Raw genomic sequence first — 18,349 nt, forward strand, 5'->3', positions numbered from 1 at the left:
GCACCAAGCACACCGCAGGAAGTTCCCCCTCGGGGGGTCTGCCACGGCAGGCAGAGGGCCGCCGGGGGGCGGAAAACACCCCCCGGTGACGACACCGCAACCTTCCCGCCGCTACGCGGCGTCGCCCCACCCGCCCACCCGTTGCTGCCGCACCAGGCGCACCGCAGGAAGCTCCCCTCCGGGGCCCAGCGCGACGGGCGGACGGGCGGGGCGAAGCCGCCGCGCAGCAGCAATGGGGGCGGCCGGGGACTACTGACCCTCAAGGCGTGCCTGCCCGCGCCCCGGGGCCTACCCCAACGGCCGGGCGGGTGGGGTAGAACCACCGCACAGCGGCGGTAGCGGAAGCCAACACGGCCGGTCGCCTGGGCCTACCCGGAGGCGGCCCCCACCCGGGGCCCACTACAACGACCAGGCAGGCGGGGCGAAGCCGCCCCGCAGCAGCGACGGGGGTGGCAGGGTACTGCTGGCCCTCAAGGCGTGCCTGTCCGTGCCCCGCGGCCTACCCCAACGAACGGGCGGGCGGGCGGGGCAAAACCCGCCGCGCAGCGGCGATGGGGGTCGCCGGGGACTGCTGGCCGCCCCTGCGTGCCTGCCCGCACCTCGGGGCCTACAGCAACGGGCGGGCGGGTGGGGCAAAACCCGCCCGCGCAGCGGCGGCGCCAGAAGCCGGGACCGCTACCCGCCTGGACGCGCCCGCCCCGCCCCGGGGGCCCACCGCACCCGAAGGCGGGCAGGCGACGCTGCCGCACAGCAGCGGGGGGAAAGCCGAGACGGCTGGCCATCCAGGCGTGCCTGCCCCAGCCCCGGGGCCTACAGCAACGGGCGGGCGGATGGGATAAACCCGCCGCACAGCGACGGCGCCCGAAGCCGGGACCACTACCCGCCTGGACGCACCCACCCCACCCCGGGGGCCCACCGCAACGAACGCCCCGGCGGAGCCCGACGGGGGTGCGCGTTCGGGGAATTGACGGTGCGCGGCCATTGACGGCACCCCCGCCCACAACTACAAAACCCTGAGAGCGCTCTCAGCGAAGATCCCGCACCCCACACTCCCCCACGGAGGTGCCCCATGGGCACGAGACGCACCACCCCCCTGCTCGCCGGGCTCGCCGCCGCAGGCCTGTGCGCCGCCCTGCTGAGCCCCGCCGAGGCCCAGGGCGACGTGCCGCCGGCCCCCAACTGGACCCTGCAGTGGAGCGACGACTTCAACGGCCCCGCCCGCTCGCTCCCCTCGGCCGCGAACTGGCAGATCGACACCGGCCACAACTACCCCGGCGGCCCCGCGAACTGGGGCACCGGCGAGGTCCAGAACTACACCTCGTCCCCCGACAACCTGAGCCTGGACGGCAGCGGCAACCTCCGCATCACCCCGCTCCGCGACGGCGCGGGAAACTGGACCTCGGCCCGCGTCGAGACCAAGCGCGCCGACTTCAAGGCCCCGGCGAACGGCACCCTCGCCATCGAGGGCCGCATCCAGATGCCGAACGTCACCGGCGAGCAGGCGCTCGGCTACTGGCCCGCCTTCTGGGCGGTCGGCGCGCCCTACCGCGGCAACTACTGGAACTGGCCGGGCATCGGCGAGTTCGACGTCATGGAGAACGTCAACGGGATCAACTCCGTGTGGGGTGTGCTGCACTGCGGCGTGAACCCGGGCGGCCCGTGCAACGAGACCAACGGCATCGGGGCGAGCCGCGCCTGCCCGGGCGCCTCGTGCCAGTCCGCCTTCCACACGTACCGCTTCGAATGGGACCGCGCCGCGAGCCCGAACGTCCTTCGCTGGTACGTCGACGGGCAGCTTTACCACAGCGTCGACCAGAACCGGGTGGGCGCCGAGGCGTGGCACAACATGACCAGCCACGCGGGCTACTTCATCCTTCTGAACGTGGCCATGGGCGGCGCGTTCCCCGACGGTGTGGCGGGCCGGCCGACACCGGTCGCGGCCACCGTGCCCGGCCGTTCGATGGCCGTGGACTACGTGGCGGTGTGGACCCGCGGCGGCGGGGGCGGCGACCCCGGCACTCCCTCCGCGCTGCACCTGCGCCAGGGCGGCACCCTCGGCCCCGCGACCGGTTCCGCGTCCACCACCACGCTGGCATCGGCGGGCGGCGCCAACCACGACGGCACGCCGCACACCCCGGCGACCTTCACGGCGACCGGCGTCGACGGCACGTACAACGGCGGTTCGACGGAGTTCGACCTGCTGGCCGACGCGGGCACGGCTGTCGGCAACGGGCAGCAGGTGCGGGTCAGTTACGACCGTACGGGTGACGGCTCCTGGGAGCGCACGGAGACGTACCGGTACTTCGCGACCGACCCGGTGCCGGGGTACGAGCGCTACACCCAGGCCAGGGGCCTCGGATCGGCCACCGGGTCGCACGGCACGATGACCGGCGGCACGGTCCGCGTCGAGGTGTGGAACGCCATCGGAAACGCCCCCAGCACGATCGGCACCGGCAACCAGTCGGTGGTACGGATTCCCTTCGGCTGACACTTCGCGAGAGGCCCGCAGGGCTCAGCACACAACACACCGCACGCCGCACACAGCACGCCGCACACAACACACCGCACACAGCACGCAGGGCGCCGTCGCGGTACGACGGCGCCCTGGCGGCTCTGCTCAGCTCATCTGCTCAGCTCACCTCAGCGCTGGGACACCGGCGCCTTTTCGGCGCCGGACGCGTCCGCGGGCGCGGGCGCATCCGCCTCCGCCTCCGCGGACGCCGCCGACCCTGCCTTGCCCTTGCGCGGCAGCAGCAGCGCGACAAGGACCGTACCCACGCCGAGGACCACCGCGCCCACCAGGCTCGTGTGCGCCACGGCGTCGGAGAACGACGTGCCCACGGCGTGCCGCATCTGCTCGGCGCCCTGGGCGAGTTCGCCCGCCTGGGCCTTGAGTTCGGCTGCCTTCTGGGGCGTGGTGCCCGGGGCCGCCGCGCGTTCGGCGAGCTGCTTGGCCTGCTCGCCGATGGCCTGCGCCACGCCGCCGCCCGCGCCGACGGAGTCCTGCGCCTGCTCGAGGGCGGATGCCGGGAGCTTGCTGCCCGCCGTCTCGTCGGCGAGGCCGGAGGAGTACGAGCTGGCGAGGACCGAGCCGAGGACCGCGATGCCGAGGGAGCCGCCGAGCTCAAGCGAGGTGTCGTTGACGGCGCCGCCGACACCGAGCTCGGACTCCGGGAAGGCACCCATGATCGCGTCCGTGCAGGGCGAGACGGCGAAGCCCAGGGACAGGCCGAGGATGATCAGGGACGGAACGAAGTCCCCGTACGAGGACGTGGCGGAGACCTGCGTGAGCAGCGCGAGCGCCGTCGTACCGCCGACCATGCCAGCCGTCACCATGACCTTCGCGCCGAGCCGCGGCGTGAGCACACCGGTGAGGGCGGAGCCGACGAACACGGCACCGGCCAGCGGCAGCATCCGTACGCCCGTCTCCAGCGGGTCGTACTGAAGGACGAACTGGAGGTGCTGGGTCAGGTAGTAGAAGGCGCCGAACACGGCCACGAAGAACAGGGCGACGGCGAGGTTCGAGCCGGAGAAGCCGCGCTGGGTGAACTTCCGTACGTCGAGGACCGGACGCGGATGCCGCAGCTCCCAGCCGACGAACAGGACGAGGCCCACCCCGGCGATCACCGCGGCGGTCACCGCGCTCGCGCCCCAGCCGAAGCTCGGACCTTCGATGATCATGTAGATCAGCGCACCGACCCAGACGACGGAGAGCAGCCCGCCGACGTAGTCGATCCGGCCCGCGTCCGCCGCCTTGGAAGGCGGTACGAGGATGAAGGCGCCGATGATCGCCAGTACCGCCACGGGGATGTTGATGAGGAACGTCGACGCCCAGCCGTAGTCCCTCAGGAGCGCGCCGGCGATCAGCGGTCCGGCCGCGATCGCGATGCCGGAGGTCGCCGCCCACAGCGTGATCGCCTTGGCCCGCTCCGCGCGGGGGAACGTCGCGGCGAGCAGCGAGAGCGTCGCGGGCATGATCATGGCGGCGCCCACGCCCATCACCGCACGGGAGGCGATGACGGCCGACGAGCTGTCGGACAGGGCGCCGGCGGCCGCGCCCGCGCTGAGGACGACGAGCCCGAGCACGAGCGCGCCCCGGCGGCTGTACTTGTCGCCGATCGCGCCGAGCAGCAGCATCAGCGCGGCGTACGGGACGGTGTAGGCGTCGATGACCCACTGCAGGTCGGAGCTGGACAGATCGAGGTCGCGGGTCATGTCGGGCGCGGCCACGGTGAGCGCGGTGTTGGTCATGACCGCGATCAGCAGGCTCAGGCACAGGACGAGCAGCGCCCACCAGCGGCGGGCATAGGGCCGGTCCATCCGCTCGACCGGCTCCTTGATCAGCAAAGGCATCGAGTCCATCCCCCAGGAAGTCTTCGGGCGCGGGCAGGTCCCCGCACAGCGTCTTGCACAGCGCTGTGCAATTACACGACAGTGTGCAATGTAGTCGAAGACAGGCGATCTTGCACATCGCTGTGCAAGTTCTGGAGGGGGCGGCACAATGTCGCCATGAGCCGTACGAAGCCGACGCCGCCGAACGCCGCGTCAGCCGTCTCCGCCGCGTCAGCCGTCTCCCCCGTGCCTGCGGCCTCCGCCGCCTCGGCCCGCGCCGACGCCAACCGGCGCCGCATCCTCGACGTCGCCTTCGCCGAGCTGACCCGGGACCCGGACGCGTCCATGGACCAGATCGCGCGCGCCGCGGGAGTCGTCCGCCGGACCGTGTACGGCCACTTCCCGAACCGGGAGGCGCTGGTGACGGCGATCCTCGACGAGGCCGTGACGGCGGTGACGGCCGCGCACGCGGCGGGTTACGAGGGCGTCGACGACCCCCCGCGCGCCATCGCCAGCGCGATGCTCGCCGTCTGGGACGTCACCGACCGCTACCGCCTGCTGCTCTCGCTCGCGCAGCGCGCGGTCACGATGGAGGGCATCCGCGAACGCCTCGCCCCCGTCCACGCGACGGGCACCCAGATGCTCCAACGCGCCCTGGACGAGGGCCGTTTCACCACCTCGCTGCCCGCTCGGGCCCTCGTGTACGTCCTGGAGAACATCATGTTCGGCCTGATGGAGGCCGTGAACGACGGTGTGCTCGGCACGGAGGAGGCGGGGCGGGCCGCCGCCGTCACGTTCCTGACCGGCGCGGGCCTGCCCGCCCAGGAGGCGGCCACCCTGGTCTCCGAAGTAGCGTCGACCAAGGCCGCCCCTTAAGGGGCGCGGGGAACTGCGCGACCAGCCACAAAAAAGCCGCAGCCGCGTCTGCCCAGTGACCCGGCAGACGCGCCTGCGGCTTTTCCCGGGCTGAGCGCGCAGTTCCCCGCGCCCCTCACGGGGCCCTGCTGCGCGGAAGGTGACGTCCTATCAATCAGGCCATGTAGTCGTCCGCGTTCCCCGCGTGCTGTTTTGTCGCATGTGTTCGGGGGCGGACGTCGCGCACACCACCCAGTCCCCGGACCACCCGGCACCTCCCCGTCCGAAGATGGCCTTGGCGGCCCGGATCGCTCTCCTGGTGGTGCTGGTCGCCGAGCTCATGGACATCCTCGACCAGTCGGTCGTTCTGACCGCGCTGCCCTCGATCCAGGAGTCGACCGGCGCCGGACCGGCCGCATTGCAGTGGCTGACCACCGGCTATTCACTGCCCGTCGCCGTCGGGCTGATCACCGGCGGGCGCCTGGGCGACCTCTACGGCAGGCGCAGGCTTGTCCTCATCGGCACCGTGGTGTTCACCACGGCCTCGCTGCTGTGCGGCCTCGCGGCCGGACCGGGCGTGCTGATCGGCGCCCGCGCCCTCCAGGGCGTGGGAGTGGCACTGATGATCCCGCAGGTCCTGGCCACCCTCCATGTCACCTTCGAGGGGCAGAACCGCAGTAGAGCGTACGGTCTGTACGGGGCGGTCCTCTCGATCGCCAACGTCCTGGGCCCGGTGCTTGGCGGCCTGCTCACCGAGGCCGACCTGTTCGGGCTGTCCTGGCGGCCGATCTTCCTGGTCAACGTGCCCGTCGGCCTCGCCGTGATCCTCCTGGGACGCAAGTTCATCCCCGAGTCGACCGCCCGGAAGGCGGACCGGCCCGACCTGACCGGCTTGGCGTTGTCCGCACTGGCCATCGTCCTGATCATCTTCCCCCTCACCGAGGGGCACCTCCATCACTGGCCGCTGTGGTGCTTCGCCCTGCTCGCCGCAGGTCTCCTCACGCTGGCTGCTTTCCTGCGCCACCAGCAGCGCAAGCAGGACAACGCACCCCTCGTGCCCCTGTCCCTCTTCCAGGGGCGGCAGTTCACCGGCGGTACGGCCGCGCAGTTGATGCACGGACTGCTGTGCGGGCTGTTCTTCATGACCTGGACCCTCTACCTCCAGCGCGGGCTGGGCATGAGCGCCGTCCACGCGGCCCTGGCCTTCGTGCTGCTCTCCTTCGGAGAGCTGGCCGGTGCGACGATCGCGGCGAAGAGCGCCGGGCGCTTCGCCCGCCGCCTTCCCCAGACCGGAGCCCTCATCACGATCGCTGCGATGGCCGGCTACGGGCTCCAGGCCGCCGCGGGCCAGGCGGACCTGACCCTGCTGGGGATGACCACCCCGGTGGTACTGATCGGGTTCGGCCTCGGCATGGTCAGCGGCCCGCTCGCCGACATGTCGCTGGCCAGGGTTCCGCACGAGGACGCCGGCGTCAGCTCGGGCCTGTTCAACACCGCCATGCACCTGGGCATCGCGCTGGGCACCGCGCTGACCGCCCTGGTGTACTTTGCCACCACCGACGGCTCGCCCGACGCCGGACTCAACCGCGACGCGTTCATCACCGTGCTGTGGTGGGTCGGCGGCCTCCTCGCCCTGATGTGGGCCCTGATGTTCTGCCTGCCCAAGCACCCGAACAGCCATAACGACTGAGCCCGCCGGGGCTTCACGGGCAGGGGTGGGCCCCGGCACCCCACTTCGCCCGCACGTCGCCCCGGGCGACGACCCCGCACAGGAGAGCGGTCCGCGGCCCCGCGACACCCCCGCGTTCGACAAGCACCACCTTGTCCTCGGTGAGCCTGCCGCCCCCGGCGGCGCCCTGCGCGTCGATCCGGCCCGTGGCCCCGTCGAAGCCGCCCTCGCCGAGGCCCTGGTGGAGCACGGCCTGGAGGAGGCTGCGGTCGAGGCGTTCGTCGTGCCCGCCGGTGCCGCGCCACGCCTCGTCGATGCCCAGGGCGAGATAGCGCGTGGCGTCCCAGGCGAGCCCCACATGGGCGTCGTCCCGCATCGTCGACGTCCGCGCGTCGTGGTCCTTGCCGTACACGGTGTCGTACGCGGAGAGGAAGGCAGCGGCCTCGCCGTTGCCCAGCGTCGCGAGGGGCGCGGCACGGCCGTGGGAGACGTAGTGGAGCGTGAGGCCGCCGAAGACCTCCCAGGGCCTCGGCACCTCGGAGAGCGCGGTGGTCACGTCGTCGTCGCCGAGGACGCTGAGCTTCGGGCAGCGGCGGGAGATCCGCGAGATCTCGTTGAGGAAAAGCTGCAACTGGCTGCCGCGTGCCGCCCACACGACGGCGGTACGCGGCTCGTCGGCGACGGCGGCGCACACCTCGCGTGCCAGATCCTCCACCGCGTCGAGCTTCGTGCCGTCCAGAGCGTCGGTCAGGGGTGCGGGCTCCGGGGTGTCGGCGGGCGTGTAGAGCAGGACCTTCGCTCTGCCGCGCCGGTGCTCGTGGTGCTCCCGGTGCTCCCGGTGCTCCCTGAGGAAGGAGGCGGCGACGCTGGCGCTGTAGGCGTCGGCCGGGTCGGCGACCAGCAGGGTGCGGCGCGCGGATCTGCCGTTCGCCGTCATCGGGGCGTGCTGGACGAAGGAGGCCATGACGGCGGCGGCGCGGGAGTCGGTGGGCGCCATCTGGTAGTAGTGCCCGCTCTGACGAAGGAGGGCGTCCGCCGTGCCCGAGGTGCCGACCATGGGGATGCCCGCGTCGCCCAGGGTCCTTATCGCTTTGTACGTCTGTCTGCGGCTCTGTCCGAAGCCGATGACGCCGACGACGGACCGGTCGCGCTCGGCCAGTTCCACCACGTGCCTGGCGACGTCCGGGGCGTCCTTGAAGCGGTCGCCCGCGTTGGCCGCGAGCACCCTGAGCGGCACGCGTTCCCCGGAGCGCAGCGCCTGCGCGTTGACGTACCGCTGCGCGAGGGCGATGCCGCGCAGCTCGGCCAGGGTGCCGCCGCGTACCGGGTCCTCGGCGCCCGCGCCGCCGCTGAGCGGCCCGAAGTAGACCACGGTGCGGCTGGCGGGCCCGTCGGCGGCGCTGCCGCCGAGCCCCTTCTCGACTTGGCCGTTCTGTCGTTCGATCAGTTCGAGTACATCGCGCACGGCCTGCTCGCCACTGCCGTTGCCGAACGAGGCGGCGCCCTCGGCGACGCCCACGCACTGCCCGTCGGTGCCCAGGAACGTCGAGCCCCGGCACGCGTCGCTCTCCCGGTCCCGGAACGGCACCCCGGCCACGAGTGCGGCCACGGTCACCAGGGCGAGCGACACCACCCCGAACGTGCTTGCGGCCTCGGTGCGCGGGCCCCAGCGGGGGGCGGGCGGGGCGAGCGTCGGCCTGCGCCGCAGCCAGTACGTCGCCGCCGGATCGTCCGCGGCGGCCCCGTCGGGGGCGGACACGACCATGCCGGTGGGCCGCCCAGGGGCGGTGCCGTGCTCCGCGACGTTGGCGAGCTCCGCGCCCGCCGCCGACAGCGTCGCCACCTCGATGTCGGGAATCCGGTGGGCCAGGGACCGCACGCCTCCGGCGACCGCCACCACCGACGTGCAGCCCAGGTCCTCCATCGCGGAACGCAGCTCGCGCAGGAAGCGCTGCTCGCGCGAGTGTTCGTCCCCGGCCTCCGCCACGAGCAGGACGAACCGGCACACGCGCCGGCGCCGCCACGGGTGGAACAGCCGCTTCCGGCAGGCGGCGTCCAGGTCGGCGAGCAGGGCGAGCAGCAAGATCCGGTCGAACTTCTCGGGGTCGACGCCGTGCACGAGGTCGCGCGCCGAGCGGAAGAAGTCGGTGGGCGGTGTGCCCTGTTGCAGCCGCGCCCACTGCGCGTACCACCGCGGCCGCCGTCGTGATCTGCCCAGCATCAGCCGCTGGGCACGCCAGGCGTAGACCGCCCTTGGCAGCCGCTGGAACAGCGGTCCCGCGAGGAAGTTCCACAGGAGTTCGAGCAGGGTGCCGCCGCTCGCGTGATCGCGCCCGCCCAGCCACCACAGCATCCTGGCGGGCGCCGAGCCCTCCCGGTGGGCCTCGTACGCGCGGTCCTTCAGCTCCTGGTGGTGCTCCATCGCGAAGTCCGCGGCGGGCGGCGCCGTCACGATGGACCGCAGCAACTGGTAGCAGGGCAGGCGCAACCGCCCTGTGCCTTGCGGCATGGTTTCCATCAACTGCCGGATGACGTGCGAGAACAGATGCAGTTGGGCGAGCACGGGGTCGTCGGGCGGTGCCCCCGCGGAGCCGTCAGGGCTGCCCAGGTGGGCGTGCGGGGCGAGCATCGTCTCCCGGCCGTGCAGCCGCCCGTGCAGTCCCGCGACGATGCTGCGCCCGACCTGTCCGTCCCCTGGTTCACTGAACAGCACCACCGGCACCCGACTGCGGTGCCGCCGTGGCTGCGTGACCAGTCTGTCGAAGGCCTCGACGAATCGCTCGACCCCCGCGAACGCCGGGATCCCCCCATGGTGCGGCTCTCCCATGAACCCTCCGCCTTTTCCCCCGGTGCGGGCACTCAGGCTGGTCTAGCACCGAGGGGCGGAGGCACGCAGCACTTCGCGCAACTACCGCACGACGGAACGACGATGTTCGAACTCCGGCCCCACCGCCGTGACCGAATCGGACCGGGTCGGCCGAAGGACGCCGTAGCGTGCTTGTCGATCACTGTCGAGCAGCGCGGTATCGCGGTGGCACACACGCCGTCCGGCGGCGCCGGACGCAGCACGGGGGAGGTACGCATGGCGTGGGAGGAGTGGGAACAACTCAAAGCGGCGGCGGTCGCGCGGGAGTCCTCACGGACGCAACTGAACCAGGTGCCGCCGGAACCCGGGGATGGCGGCGGCACCCTGGTGTCGAACAAGCCGGCCTGGTCCAGGGCCGGTGACGACGTCGATTCCTTCCGCGAGACCATCGGCAAGGCCCTCGGGGCGCTCTCGGAGGGCCAGAGTGGTCTTGGCGCGGACACCGGCTGCCGGACCGCCATCGCCCAGAAGGACGTGTACGACTCCTGGGAGCGGTACGTCGAGAAGGTGAGCCGACGGTGCGGACGGCTCGCGGGTCTGCTGGAGAAGGCGGGCAACGACCAGCTCAGAACCGACGAATCCATCATGGTGGAGATCGCCAACCTGAAGGTCGCGTACGGCGACACCCCGGCCCTCGGCGGACACGGCGAAGGGCGGTAGCCGCACCCCATGGACCTCACGACCCTCAAAGACCTCAAGCCGGCCGAGTACGCGCAGGCTGCCGCCGGATACCGCCGCACCTCGGAGATGGCGGGCGCGGCCCACGACCGCGCCACCACCCGGATCGCCGTGGCCATGCGTAGAGCCCTGAAGGGCGAGGCGGCGACGGCGGCGGTCCGCCAGCTCGCGGAGCTGGGGAAGAACTTCCACTACGTCCAGACCGAGTGCGGTCTCATCGCCTCGGCCCTCGACGCGTTCTCGTACGAGATGGAGGCGGCGAAGAAGAAACTGGACGCGGCTCTGGCGGACGCCAGGGCCGGGGGTCTCACCGTGCACGCCGACGGCTCGGTCAGCTATCCGCCGGGCGGCGAGAAGGACAAGGACGGCAAGACCCCGGAGGGCGGCAGAACCACAGGCCTGACGGATGACACCGCCTCCGCCGTCGGTCGCCAGGCGGCCGGCTTCGACCCCAACCCCAAGGCCCGCCTCGCCCAGGACTGCGCGGACACGATCGCCGCGGCCCTCGAGGAAGCGACGGAGGCCGACACCAAGTGGGCCCCGAAACTGCGGGCCCTGAAGGCCGATGACGACCTGACCGTCAGCGACCGCGACTGGGCGGATGCCTCGTCGGACACGGCGGGCGTGCGGTCCGCGGGCAAGGAGTACCTCGCCTCCCTCCCCCAGCCGCCCCCCAAGGGCGACCCGAAGGCCAACGCGGAGTGGTGGAACTCCCTCGACGACGACGGGAAGGCGGCGTGGACCGCCATGCGCCCGGACTCCGTCGGCAACCTGGACGGCCTGCCCTCCACCGTCCGTGACGAGGCGAACCGGACGGTCCTCGCCGAGGCCCGCGGTTCCGCGCAGGTCGAGTACGACACCTGGCTGCGGAAGCATCCTGAGCCTCCGCGCTACACGGACTACATCAACCCCATGACCGGAACCATCGAGAAGCGCGTCAAGGTCGACTCCCCGGCGTGGAAGGAGTGGGAGGCGGCACGGGCCGCCGCCCACAAGTCCATCGACGGGATGGACATGATTCAGGACCGCTTCGACCGGACCGGCACCGGCGAAAGAGGGCTGCCACGAGCCTACCTGCTGGGCTTCGACCCCGCGGGCGACGGCCGCGCGATCATCGCCAACGGGAACCCGGACACCGCGGATCCGCCGGGACTGCCCGCGAAGACGACGTCATCGGCGTTGAGGCGCCCTGTCTCGGCCGCCGCGCCGACAAGGGTCGTCCCGTAGGAATGGCCGATCACGGTGCGGTGGGGTGCCGCATCACCGCTGTGTGAGGTTTCCAGGCCGTCCAGGAACCGGTTGAAGGCCGGTGCGCCGTCGTATGCGTAGTGCTCGAACGGTGCATCCTTCGCGACGCCGTCAGGCGCGTCGTAACCGAGCCAGGTGACGGAGGAGACGGACTCCCCGCCTGCTTTGGCGTCGGCCGAGTTCCACACGTTGACCGAGCGGTTGATGTCCCCCTCGATCTTTCCGAGCTCCGCGGTCGTGCCCGGTACGTAGACCCCTTGGTGAGGGGTCGACAAGTCTGCTCAATCAAGGACTGGTGGTGGCAGGTAAGGGCGACGAGGCGGACGTGAAGCCGCCGCCTCCCGAGGACCCCTTGGAAAGTGAAGAAGTAAGGCGTGCGAAGTAGGAGACCAATACGTGCAGACCACAAAACGTGCCGCAGCGCTCGCCGTACCCCTCGCACTCACGATTCTGACCGGATGTGGCATGACCGACGACAAAAGCGAGGGCGTCCCGTCCGCGGGCACGAGCACAACGCGAGACGCCTCCGACGCTATGAAGAAGACCTCCAGCGGCATCTACGACCTGATCGGCGTGAAGGGAAAGGCGTCGGAAAACCTTCCGGGAGTCACGGGCTGCTCCGGAAAGGACAAGAAGACGTACTTCCGCATCTACCACCCGTGGAGCTTCACCCCCGCCTCGGCGAGCGACCTCGACGAAGCGATGGCGCGCCTCAAGAGAGAACTGCCGCGGCTCGGTTGGAAGATCGTCGGATATGGGCCGAACAACAGCAAGAACAGAAGCATCACCCTGACCGCCGACAACGACAAGAGGAAGGCCAGCGTCAAGATCATCAAGATGTCCAAGAGTGATCCGCCCATGCTGAGCCTGGACCTCGTCTCCGGCTGCTACAAGGTCCCGGACGGCCAAGAGGTCGACCTCTACGGATGACCGGCCGGGAGCCACGAGGCGGCCCCGGCCACCAGGCCGGGGCCGGAACACGTGGCCGCCTACACCTTCACCGTCTCCGTCTTCTCCACGGAAACAATCTCCCGCTTCGGAGCCGGAGCAGCCTCCTCCGACGAGTCGTCGTCAAGGAGAGTCCGCTCGTCGAACGGGAGCTTCCCGGCGAGGACCAGAGCGACCCGCTCTCGATCCACCTCCTTGGTCCACGTCCCGATCAGCAACGTAGCCACCGCGTTGCCCGCGAAGTTCGTCAACGCCCGCGCCTCGCTCATGAAGCGGTCGACGCCGATGATCAGGCCGACGCCGTCGACCAGGGCGGGCTTGTGGGACTGGAGGCCGCTCGCGAGGACCGCGATGCCGGAGCCGGAGACGCCCGCCGCGCCCTTGGACGCGATCATCATGAAGAGGAGCAGCGAGATCTGCTCGCCGATACCCAGCGGCTGGTCCATCGCGTCGGCGATGAACAGCGAGGCCATCGTCAGGTAGATCATCGTGCCGTCGAGGTTGAAGGAGTAGCCGGTGGGGACGGTGATGCCGACGACGGGGCGGCTCACGCCCAGGTGCTCCATCTTCGCGATGAGGCGCGGCAGGGCCGACTCCGAGGAGGAGGTGGAGAGGATGAGCAGGAACTCGCGGCCCAGGTAGCGCAACAGCTTGAAGAGGTTCACGCCGGTGGCCAGGCGCAGCAGCGTGCCGAGCACCACCAGGATGAACAGGGCGCAGGTGATGTAGAAGCCGATCATGATGGTGGCGAGCGCCTTCAAGGCGTCCGTACCGGTCTCGCCGATCACGGCGGCCATCGCGCCGAACGCACCCACGGGGGCCGCCCACATGATCATGCCGAGCACGCGGAAGACCAGCTTCTGGATGTGCTGCACCCCGCGCAGGACCGGCTCGCCCGTCTTGCCCATGGCCTGGAGGGCGAAGCCCACGAGGAGTGCGACGAGGAGGGTCTGGAGGACCTCGCCCTCGGTGAAGGCGGAGACCATGGTCTTGGGGATGACACCGAGCGCGAAGTCGACCAGGCCCTTGTCCGCCTCGTCGGCGGCGGTGTGGCCGACCTTCTTGTCGGACGAGGACAGGTCCATGCCGTCGCCGGGGTGCAGGATGTTGCCGACGATCAGGCCGATGGCGAGCGCGACCACGGACATCGCGACGAAGTAGGCGAGCGCGAGCCCACCCACCTTGCCGACCTTCGCCGCCTGCCGCACCGAGCCCACGCCGAGGACGATCGTGCAGAAGATGATCGGCGAGATCATCATCTTGATCAGGTTCACGAAGCCGGTGCCGATCGGCTTGAGCTCCTTGGCGAAGTCCGGGGCGATGAAGCCGACGGCGATGCCGATCAGTACGGCGCCGATGACGGCGATGTACAGATAGTGGGTCCGGTCCCGCTTCGCGGGCGGTGTGCCCGTACCGGCGGCGTCGGCCGCCGTCTGTCCCTGTGCCACGGGGTGCCTCCTAGGGCTACGTACGGCTGTGTACGTGTGTGTACGTCTGCGGATGTCCTCGCCGGCCGTGCGGCTCACGTGCTGGCGATGTCCTGGAATGCGCCGACCAAGTCCTGCCGGATGTGCCGACGGAGTCCTGGCGGATGTCGGCGGATGTACCGACCGACGTGTCGGTGATTCCGGGTGACTATCTCCCGGCCTGTGACGGCGGTCACCGTTACGTTCATTTAGTTCGCACACGGACGTCGCGGCAGACTGGCACCATGCCCCAGGCCCCCCGACCGCCCCGCAGACCCCGTGGCCCGCGCAGCCTCGCCGGTCAGCTCTTCGCGATGCAGGTGGTCCTGGTGGCGGTCGTGGTCACGGGCTGCGCCCTGTTCACCTACCTCAGCGACCGGCACCAGGCCGAGGAGGCCGCACGCCGCCAGGCCACGGCGGCGGCCCGCGCGGTCGCCGACGCCCCCTCGGTGCGCGTGGCGGTCCGCGCCGAGGACCCCTCGCGCAGGCTCCAGCCGTACGCCTCGGACGTGCAGCGGCACACCGGCGTCGCCTTCGTCACGATCATGGACGTACGCGGCATCCGCTGGACCCACCCCGACCCGGACCGCATAGGCGAGCGCTTCCTCGGCCACACCGCGGAGGCCCTGCGCGGGGCGACCTTCACCGAGACCTACACCGGCACCCTCGGCCCGTCCGTGCGCGTGGTCACCCCGATCCGGGACGGCGGCGCCGACGGGGCCGGGGACGACGGCCGCGTCATCGGTCTGGTCAGTGCGGGCATCACCATCGAGACGATCAGCGAGAAGGCGCGCGGCCAGCTCCTCGCGCTGCTCGGCGTCGCGGTCGGCGCCCTCGCCATCGGCGCCGTCGGCACGTATGTCGTGAACGCCCGGCTCCGCCGCTCCACCCACGGCATGAACGCCGCCGAGCTGAGCCGTATGCACGACTACCACGAGGCAGCGCTGCACGCCGTGCGCGAGGGGCTGCTCATGCTCGACGGGCGGCGGCGCGTCGCCCTCATCAACGACGGCGCCCGCGAACTCCTTGCCGCACCCGATGGTGTCGTCGGCCGGTACGTCACCGACCTCGGCCTGCCCGCCCCCCTCACCGGCGCGCTCCTCGACGCCCGGCCGCGCGTCGACGAGGTGCATCTGACGGCCGACCGGGTCCTGGTCGTCAACACCTCACCGGTCTCCGGCGGTGACCGCAAGGGCACCGTGGTGACCCTGCGCGACCACACCGAACTCCAGTCCCTCGCAGGCGAGTTGAACTCCGAACGCGGGTTCACGCGGGCCCTGCGCTCACAGGCGCACGAGGCCGCCAACCGCCTGCACACCGTGGTGTCCCTGATCGAGCTCGGCCGCGCGGACGAGGCGGTGGAGTTCGCCACCGCCGAGCTCGAACTGGCCCAGGCCCTCACCGACCAGGTCGTCGCCGCCGTCAACGAACCCGTACTCGCCGCCCTGCTTCTCGGCAAGGCCGCCCAGGCCAACGAGCGCGGCGTGGAACTGGTGGTCTCCGACGACACCAGCGTCGACGACGGCATGCTCCCGCCGGGCCTGCCCCCGCGCGACCTCGTCACGATCCTCGGCAACCTCATCGACAACGCGGTGGACGCGGCGCAGGGCTCCCCCGCGGCACGGGTGACGGTCACGGTCCGCGCCGCCCCGGGCTGCCTCCTCCTGCGCGTCACCGACACCGGCCCCGGCGTGGACCCCGACCGGCGCGAGTCGGTCTTCGAGCACGGCTGGAGCACCAAGGCCGCCTCGGGCCGCGGCCTCGGCCTCGCCCTGGTCCACCAGGCGGTGACGCGGCACGCGGGCACGCTGACCCTGACGGAACCCCCCGAGGGCGGAGCCGAGTTCACGGCGACGCTCCCGCGGACGGCGACCGCCCCCACTGCCACCGCCGCCGCCACTGCCACTGCCACTGCTGCTGCCCCTGCCGCCGCCGCTGTGCCCACGGCGCCGGGCACCGATGACTCAGGCGCCCACCAGGGCTCCCGTACGGACGAAGAGGCCGACAGATGACCGAGCCCAACATCAGAGTCCTGGTCGTCGAGGACGACCGGGTCGCGGCGGACGCCCACGTCCTCTACGTCAACCGGGTGCGGGGCTTCGAGACCACCGCCACGGCCCACACCGCCGCCGAGGCCCGCCGCGCCCTGGACCGCACCCCCATCGACCTGATCCTCCTGGACCTGAACCTCCCGGACGGCCACGGCCTGGCCCTCGCCCGCACCCTGCGCGCGGCGGGCCACCGCGCGGACGTCATCGCGGTGACGTCGGCCCGCGACCTGGCGGTGGTCCGCGAGGGCGTGTCCCTCGGTGTCGTCCAGTACGTACTGAAACCCTTCACTTTCGCGACGCTCCGCGACCGCCTCACCCGCTACGCCGAGTTCCGCGCCGCCGCGGGCGAGGCCACCGGCCAGGACGAGGTCGACCGCGCCCTCGCGGCCCTGCGCGCCCCCGCGCCCGCCGCCCTGCCCAAGGGCCTGAGCGGTCCCACCCTGGAGCGGGTGACCCGCACCCTCCAGGACGCGGCCCCCGACGGCCGCACCGCGGCGGCGACCGCGGACACCACGGGCCTGTCCCGCATCACCGCCCGGCGCTATCTGGAGCACCTGGTGAGCACCGGGCGCGCCGCCCGCAGCCCCCAGTACGGCCATGTGGGCCGCCCGGAGCTGATCTACCGCTGGCTCGCCGGGGACTGAGCGCCGGCTCGCCGGGGACCGAGCCGCCCACTCGCCGGGGACCGAGGCGGCAGTTGGCGCGGACACGCAGCACCACCCACCCGGCCCAAGCCCGTTGCAAGGGCATTGACCTTGGTCCGAGGCCACGCTTACGTTCACCGGCAGCAGCCTCGCGCGGCAGCGCCCCGCGCCGCAGCGCAGCCGCGTCGGACCGTAGGAGGTCGTGCCCCGTGCGCCCCACCGCCCCCGTACCTCTGCTCCTGACAGTTGCCCTCGCCGCGACCGCCCTGACCGCGTGCGGCGGCGGCTCCGGTGACGACCCGGACACCGTGAAGGTCTCGTACAAGCAGTCCATGGACAACAAGATCCGCGTCATGGACGACTACCTGGAGTCGATGAAGAAACAGTTCGAGAAGGCGAACCCGGGCAAGAAGGTGAAGCTGGTGCCGATCAAGGCGCCGGACGCGGAGTACTACACGAAGGTGCAGCAGATGCTGCGCTCCCCGAAGACCGCACCGGACCTGGTGTACGAGGACACCTTCCTCATCAACTCCGACATCACCAGCGGGTATCTGAAGCCGCTCGACTCCTATCTGGACAAGTGGAAGGAGTGGCCGCAGTTCATCGACACGGCCAGGGCGGCGGCGAAGGCCGAGGACGGCAAGACGTACGGCGTGCCGGACGGCACCGACACGCGCGGCCTGTGGTTCAGCAAGGACATCTTCAAGAGGGCGGGCCTGCCCGCGGACTGGCAGCCGAAGAACTGGGACGACATCCTCGATGCGGCCCGCACCATCAAGAAGAAGGTCCCCGGCGTCGTCCCGCTGAACGTGTACACGGGCAAGCCCGGCGGTGAGACCTCGTCCATGCAGGGTCTGGAGATGCTGCTCTACGGCACCGGCGAGAACCCGCTGTACGACCCGAAGGCGAAGAAGTGGGTGGTGGGCAGCCAGGGGTTCAAGGACTCCCTGAAGTTCGTGGAGACCGTGTACGGGGAGAAGCTCGGCCCTGACGTCGAGGACGCCCTCGATCCGAACATGGCGACGCGGGTGCGCGGCGAGTTCCTGCCCGAGGGCAAGCTCGGCATCAACCTCGACGGTTCCTGGCTGCCGCAGGACTGGCTGAAGGGCTCCGGGCACGAATGGCCCGAGTGGCCGAAGGAGCTGGGCCTCGCTGCCATGCCCACGCAACACGGCCAGGCCCCCGGCAAGGTGAGCATGTCCGGCGGCTGGACATGGGCGATCCCCTCGAAGGCGGGCAACCCCGACCTGGCGTTCAAGTTCATCGAGACGATGCAGACCAAGGAGAACGCGAAGAAGTGGTACATCGCGAACTCCGGCATCTCCGTCCGGAAGGACGTCGCCGAGGATCCCGAGTACGTGCGGGCGCAGCCCGGCACCAAGTTCTTCACCGATCTGGTCACCTCGACGCACTACCGCCCCGCGTTCCCCGCGTACCCGAAGGTGTCCACGGCGATGCAGGAGGCGATGGAGCTGGTGACGACGGGTGACGGCTCGGTGGACAAGGCGGCGTCCGGCTACGACGACGAGGTGAGGTCGGCGACGGACGGCAAGGTGATCGACAAGTGACGAGGCCTCCGGGCCACCGGCGGC

The 18,349-nt window shown here is 71.2% G+C and carries 12 protein-coding genes; 8 read left to right on the forward strand and 4 right to left on the reverse strand.

The genetic code is table 11. The features are described from left to right. Window positions 1–1,069 precede the first annotated feature (1,069 nt). Window positions 1,070–2,488, forward strand: coding sequence for a glycoside hydrolase family 16 protein (locus tag IG78_RS0136700; protein ID WP_030572500.1), 1,419 nt, complete (start codon window positions 1,070–1,072; stop codon window positions 2,486–2,488). A 152-nt stretch (window positions 2,489–2,640) separates the two neighbouring features. On the opposite strand, the gene IG78_RS0136705 is transcribed toward IG78_RS0136700, so the two are convergent. After that, window positions 2,641–4,353 (reverse strand): MFS transporter, encoded by a 1,713-nt coding sequence (locus tag IG78_RS0136705; protein WP_030572503.1) that lies wholly within the window; start codon window positions 4,351–4,353, stop codon window positions 2,641–2,643. A 156-nt stretch (window positions 4,354–4,509) separates the two neighbouring features. Here IG78_RS0136705 and IG78_RS0136710 point away from each other — a divergent pair, with 156 nt between their 5' ends. Both IG78_RS0136710 and IG78_RS0136715 read left to right on the forward strand, forming a co-directional pair. Further along, window positions 4,510–5,208, forward strand: coding sequence for a TetR/AcrR family transcriptional regulator (locus tag IG78_RS0136710; RefSeq protein ID WP_030572506.1), 699 nt, complete (start codon window positions 4,510–4,512; stop codon window positions 5,206–5,208). 268 nt (window positions 5,209–5,476) lie between these two features. Next, window positions 5,477–6,877 carry an MFS transporter gene (locus tag IG78_RS0136715; RefSeq protein ID WP_031129745.1) on the forward strand — a complete coding sequence of 467 codons (1,401 nt, stop codon included), beginning with the start codon at window positions 5,477–5,479 and terminating at the stop codon, window positions 6,875–6,877. Between the two features lie 13 nt (window positions 6,878–6,890). Here IG78_RS0136715 and IG78_RS0136720 read toward each other — a convergent pair whose 3' ends face one another. Then, a complete protein-coding gene (locus IG78_RS0136720; protein WP_225882377.1) occupies window positions 6,891–9,683 on the reverse strand; it encodes an ABC transporter substrate-binding protein in 2,793 nt (930 codons plus the stop codon). A 171-nt stretch (window positions 9,684–9,854) separates the two neighbouring features. On the opposite strand from IG78_RS0136720, the gene IG78_RS0136725 reads away from it, so the two are divergent. Then, window positions 9,855–10,382, forward strand: a complete 528-nt coding sequence (locus IG78_RS0136725; protein WP_225882376.1) for a hypothetical protein — start codon at window positions 9,855–9,857, stop codon at window positions 10,380–10,382. Window positions 10,383–11,470: 1,088 nt separating this feature from the next. On the opposite strand, the gene IG78_RS46835 is transcribed toward IG78_RS0136725, so the two are convergent. Beyond that, on the reverse strand, window positions 11,471–11,923 hold the full coding sequence (locus tag IG78_RS46835) for an alpha/beta hydrolase (RefSeq protein ID WP_078965864.1): 453 nt from the start codon (window positions 11,921–11,923) through the stop codon (window positions 11,471–11,473). A gap of 190 nt (window positions 11,924–12,113) precedes the next feature. Between IG78_RS46835 and IG78_RS0136740 the strand changes: the two genes are divergently transcribed. Further along, on the forward strand, window positions 12,114–12,578 hold the full coding sequence (locus IG78_RS0136740; RefSeq protein ID WP_225882374.1) for a hypothetical protein: 465 nt from the start codon (window positions 12,114–12,116) through the stop codon (window positions 12,576–12,578). Between the two features lie 59 nt (window positions 12,579–12,637). Here IG78_RS0136740 and IG78_RS0136745 read toward each other — a convergent pair whose 3' ends face one another. Next, window positions 12,638–14,044, reverse strand: coding sequence for a cation:dicarboxylate symporter family transporter (locus tag IG78_RS0136745; RefSeq protein ID WP_030572523.1), 1,407 nt, complete (start codon window positions 14,042–14,044; stop codon window positions 12,638–12,640). Between the two features lie 263 nt (window positions 14,045–14,307). Between IG78_RS0136745 and IG78_RS0136750 the strand changes: the two genes are divergently transcribed. From IG78_RS0136750 to IG78_RS0136760, 3 genes are all read left to right on the forward strand, one after another. Next, window positions 14,308–16,074, forward strand: a complete 1,767-nt coding sequence (locus IG78_RS0136750) for a sensor histidine kinase (protein ID WP_078965863.1) — start codon at window positions 14,308–14,310, stop codon at window positions 16,072–16,074. Further along, the gene (locus tag IG78_RS0136755; protein ID WP_030572528.1) at window positions 16,071–16,757 is read left to right on the forward strand and encodes a response regulator; all 687 of its coding nucleotides are present in this window, start codon (window positions 16,071–16,073) and stop codon (window positions 16,755–16,757) included. The genes IG78_RS0136750 and IG78_RS0136755 overlap by 4 nt, the downstream gene beginning before the upstream one ends. A 209-nt stretch (window positions 16,758–16,966) precedes the next feature. After that, complete coding sequence (locus IG78_RS0136760; protein WP_030572531.1) at window positions 16,967–18,325, forward strand: extracellular solute-binding protein; 1,359 nt, start codon at window positions 16,967–16,969, stop codon at window positions 18,323–18,325. Window positions 18,326–18,349 lie beyond the last annotated feature (24 nt).

It is taken from the genome of Streptomyces aureocirculatus (assembly GCF_000720475.1).
Lineage (GTDB): Bacteria > Actinomycetota > Actinomycetes > Streptomycetales > Streptomycetaceae > Streptomyces > Streptomyces aureocirculatus.

What these genes read in the sequence shown, in the direction of transcription:
- IG78_RS0136700 (WP_030572500.1), top strand. Translation starts at nt 1,070, where the DNA reads ATGGGCACGAGACGCACCACCCCCCTGCTCGCCGGGCTCGCCGCCGCA.
- IG78_RS0136705 (WP_030572503.1), bottom strand. Translation starts at nt 4,353, where the DNA reads ATGCCTTTGCTGATCAAGGAGCCGGTCGAGCGGATGGACCGGCCCTAT.
- IG78_RS0136710 (WP_030572506.1), top strand. Translation starts at nt 4,510, where the DNA reads ATGAGCCGTACGAAGCCGACGCCGCCGAACGCCGCGTCAGCCGTCTCC.
- IG78_RS0136715 (WP_031129745.1), top strand. Translation starts at nt 5,477, where the DNA reads ATGGCCTTGGCGGCCCGGATCGCTCTCCTGGTGGTGCTGGTCGCCGAG.
- IG78_RS0136720 (WP_225882377.1), bottom strand. Translation starts at nt 9,683, where the DNA reads ATGGGAGAGCCGCACCATGGGGGGATCCCGGCGTTCGCGGGGGTCGAG.
- IG78_RS0136740 (WP_225882374.1), top strand. Translation starts at nt 12,114, where the DNA reads ATGACCGACGACAAAAGCGAGGGCGTCCCGTCCGCGGGCACGAGCACA.
- IG78_RS0136750 (WP_078965863.1), top strand. Translation starts at nt 14,308, where the DNA reads ATGCCCCAGGCCCCCCGACCGCCCCGCAGACCCCGTGGCCCGCGCAGC.
- IG78_RS0136755 (WP_030572528.1), top strand. Translation starts at nt 16,071, where the DNA reads ATGACCGAGCCCAACATCAGAGTCCTGGTCGTCGAGGACGACCGGGTC.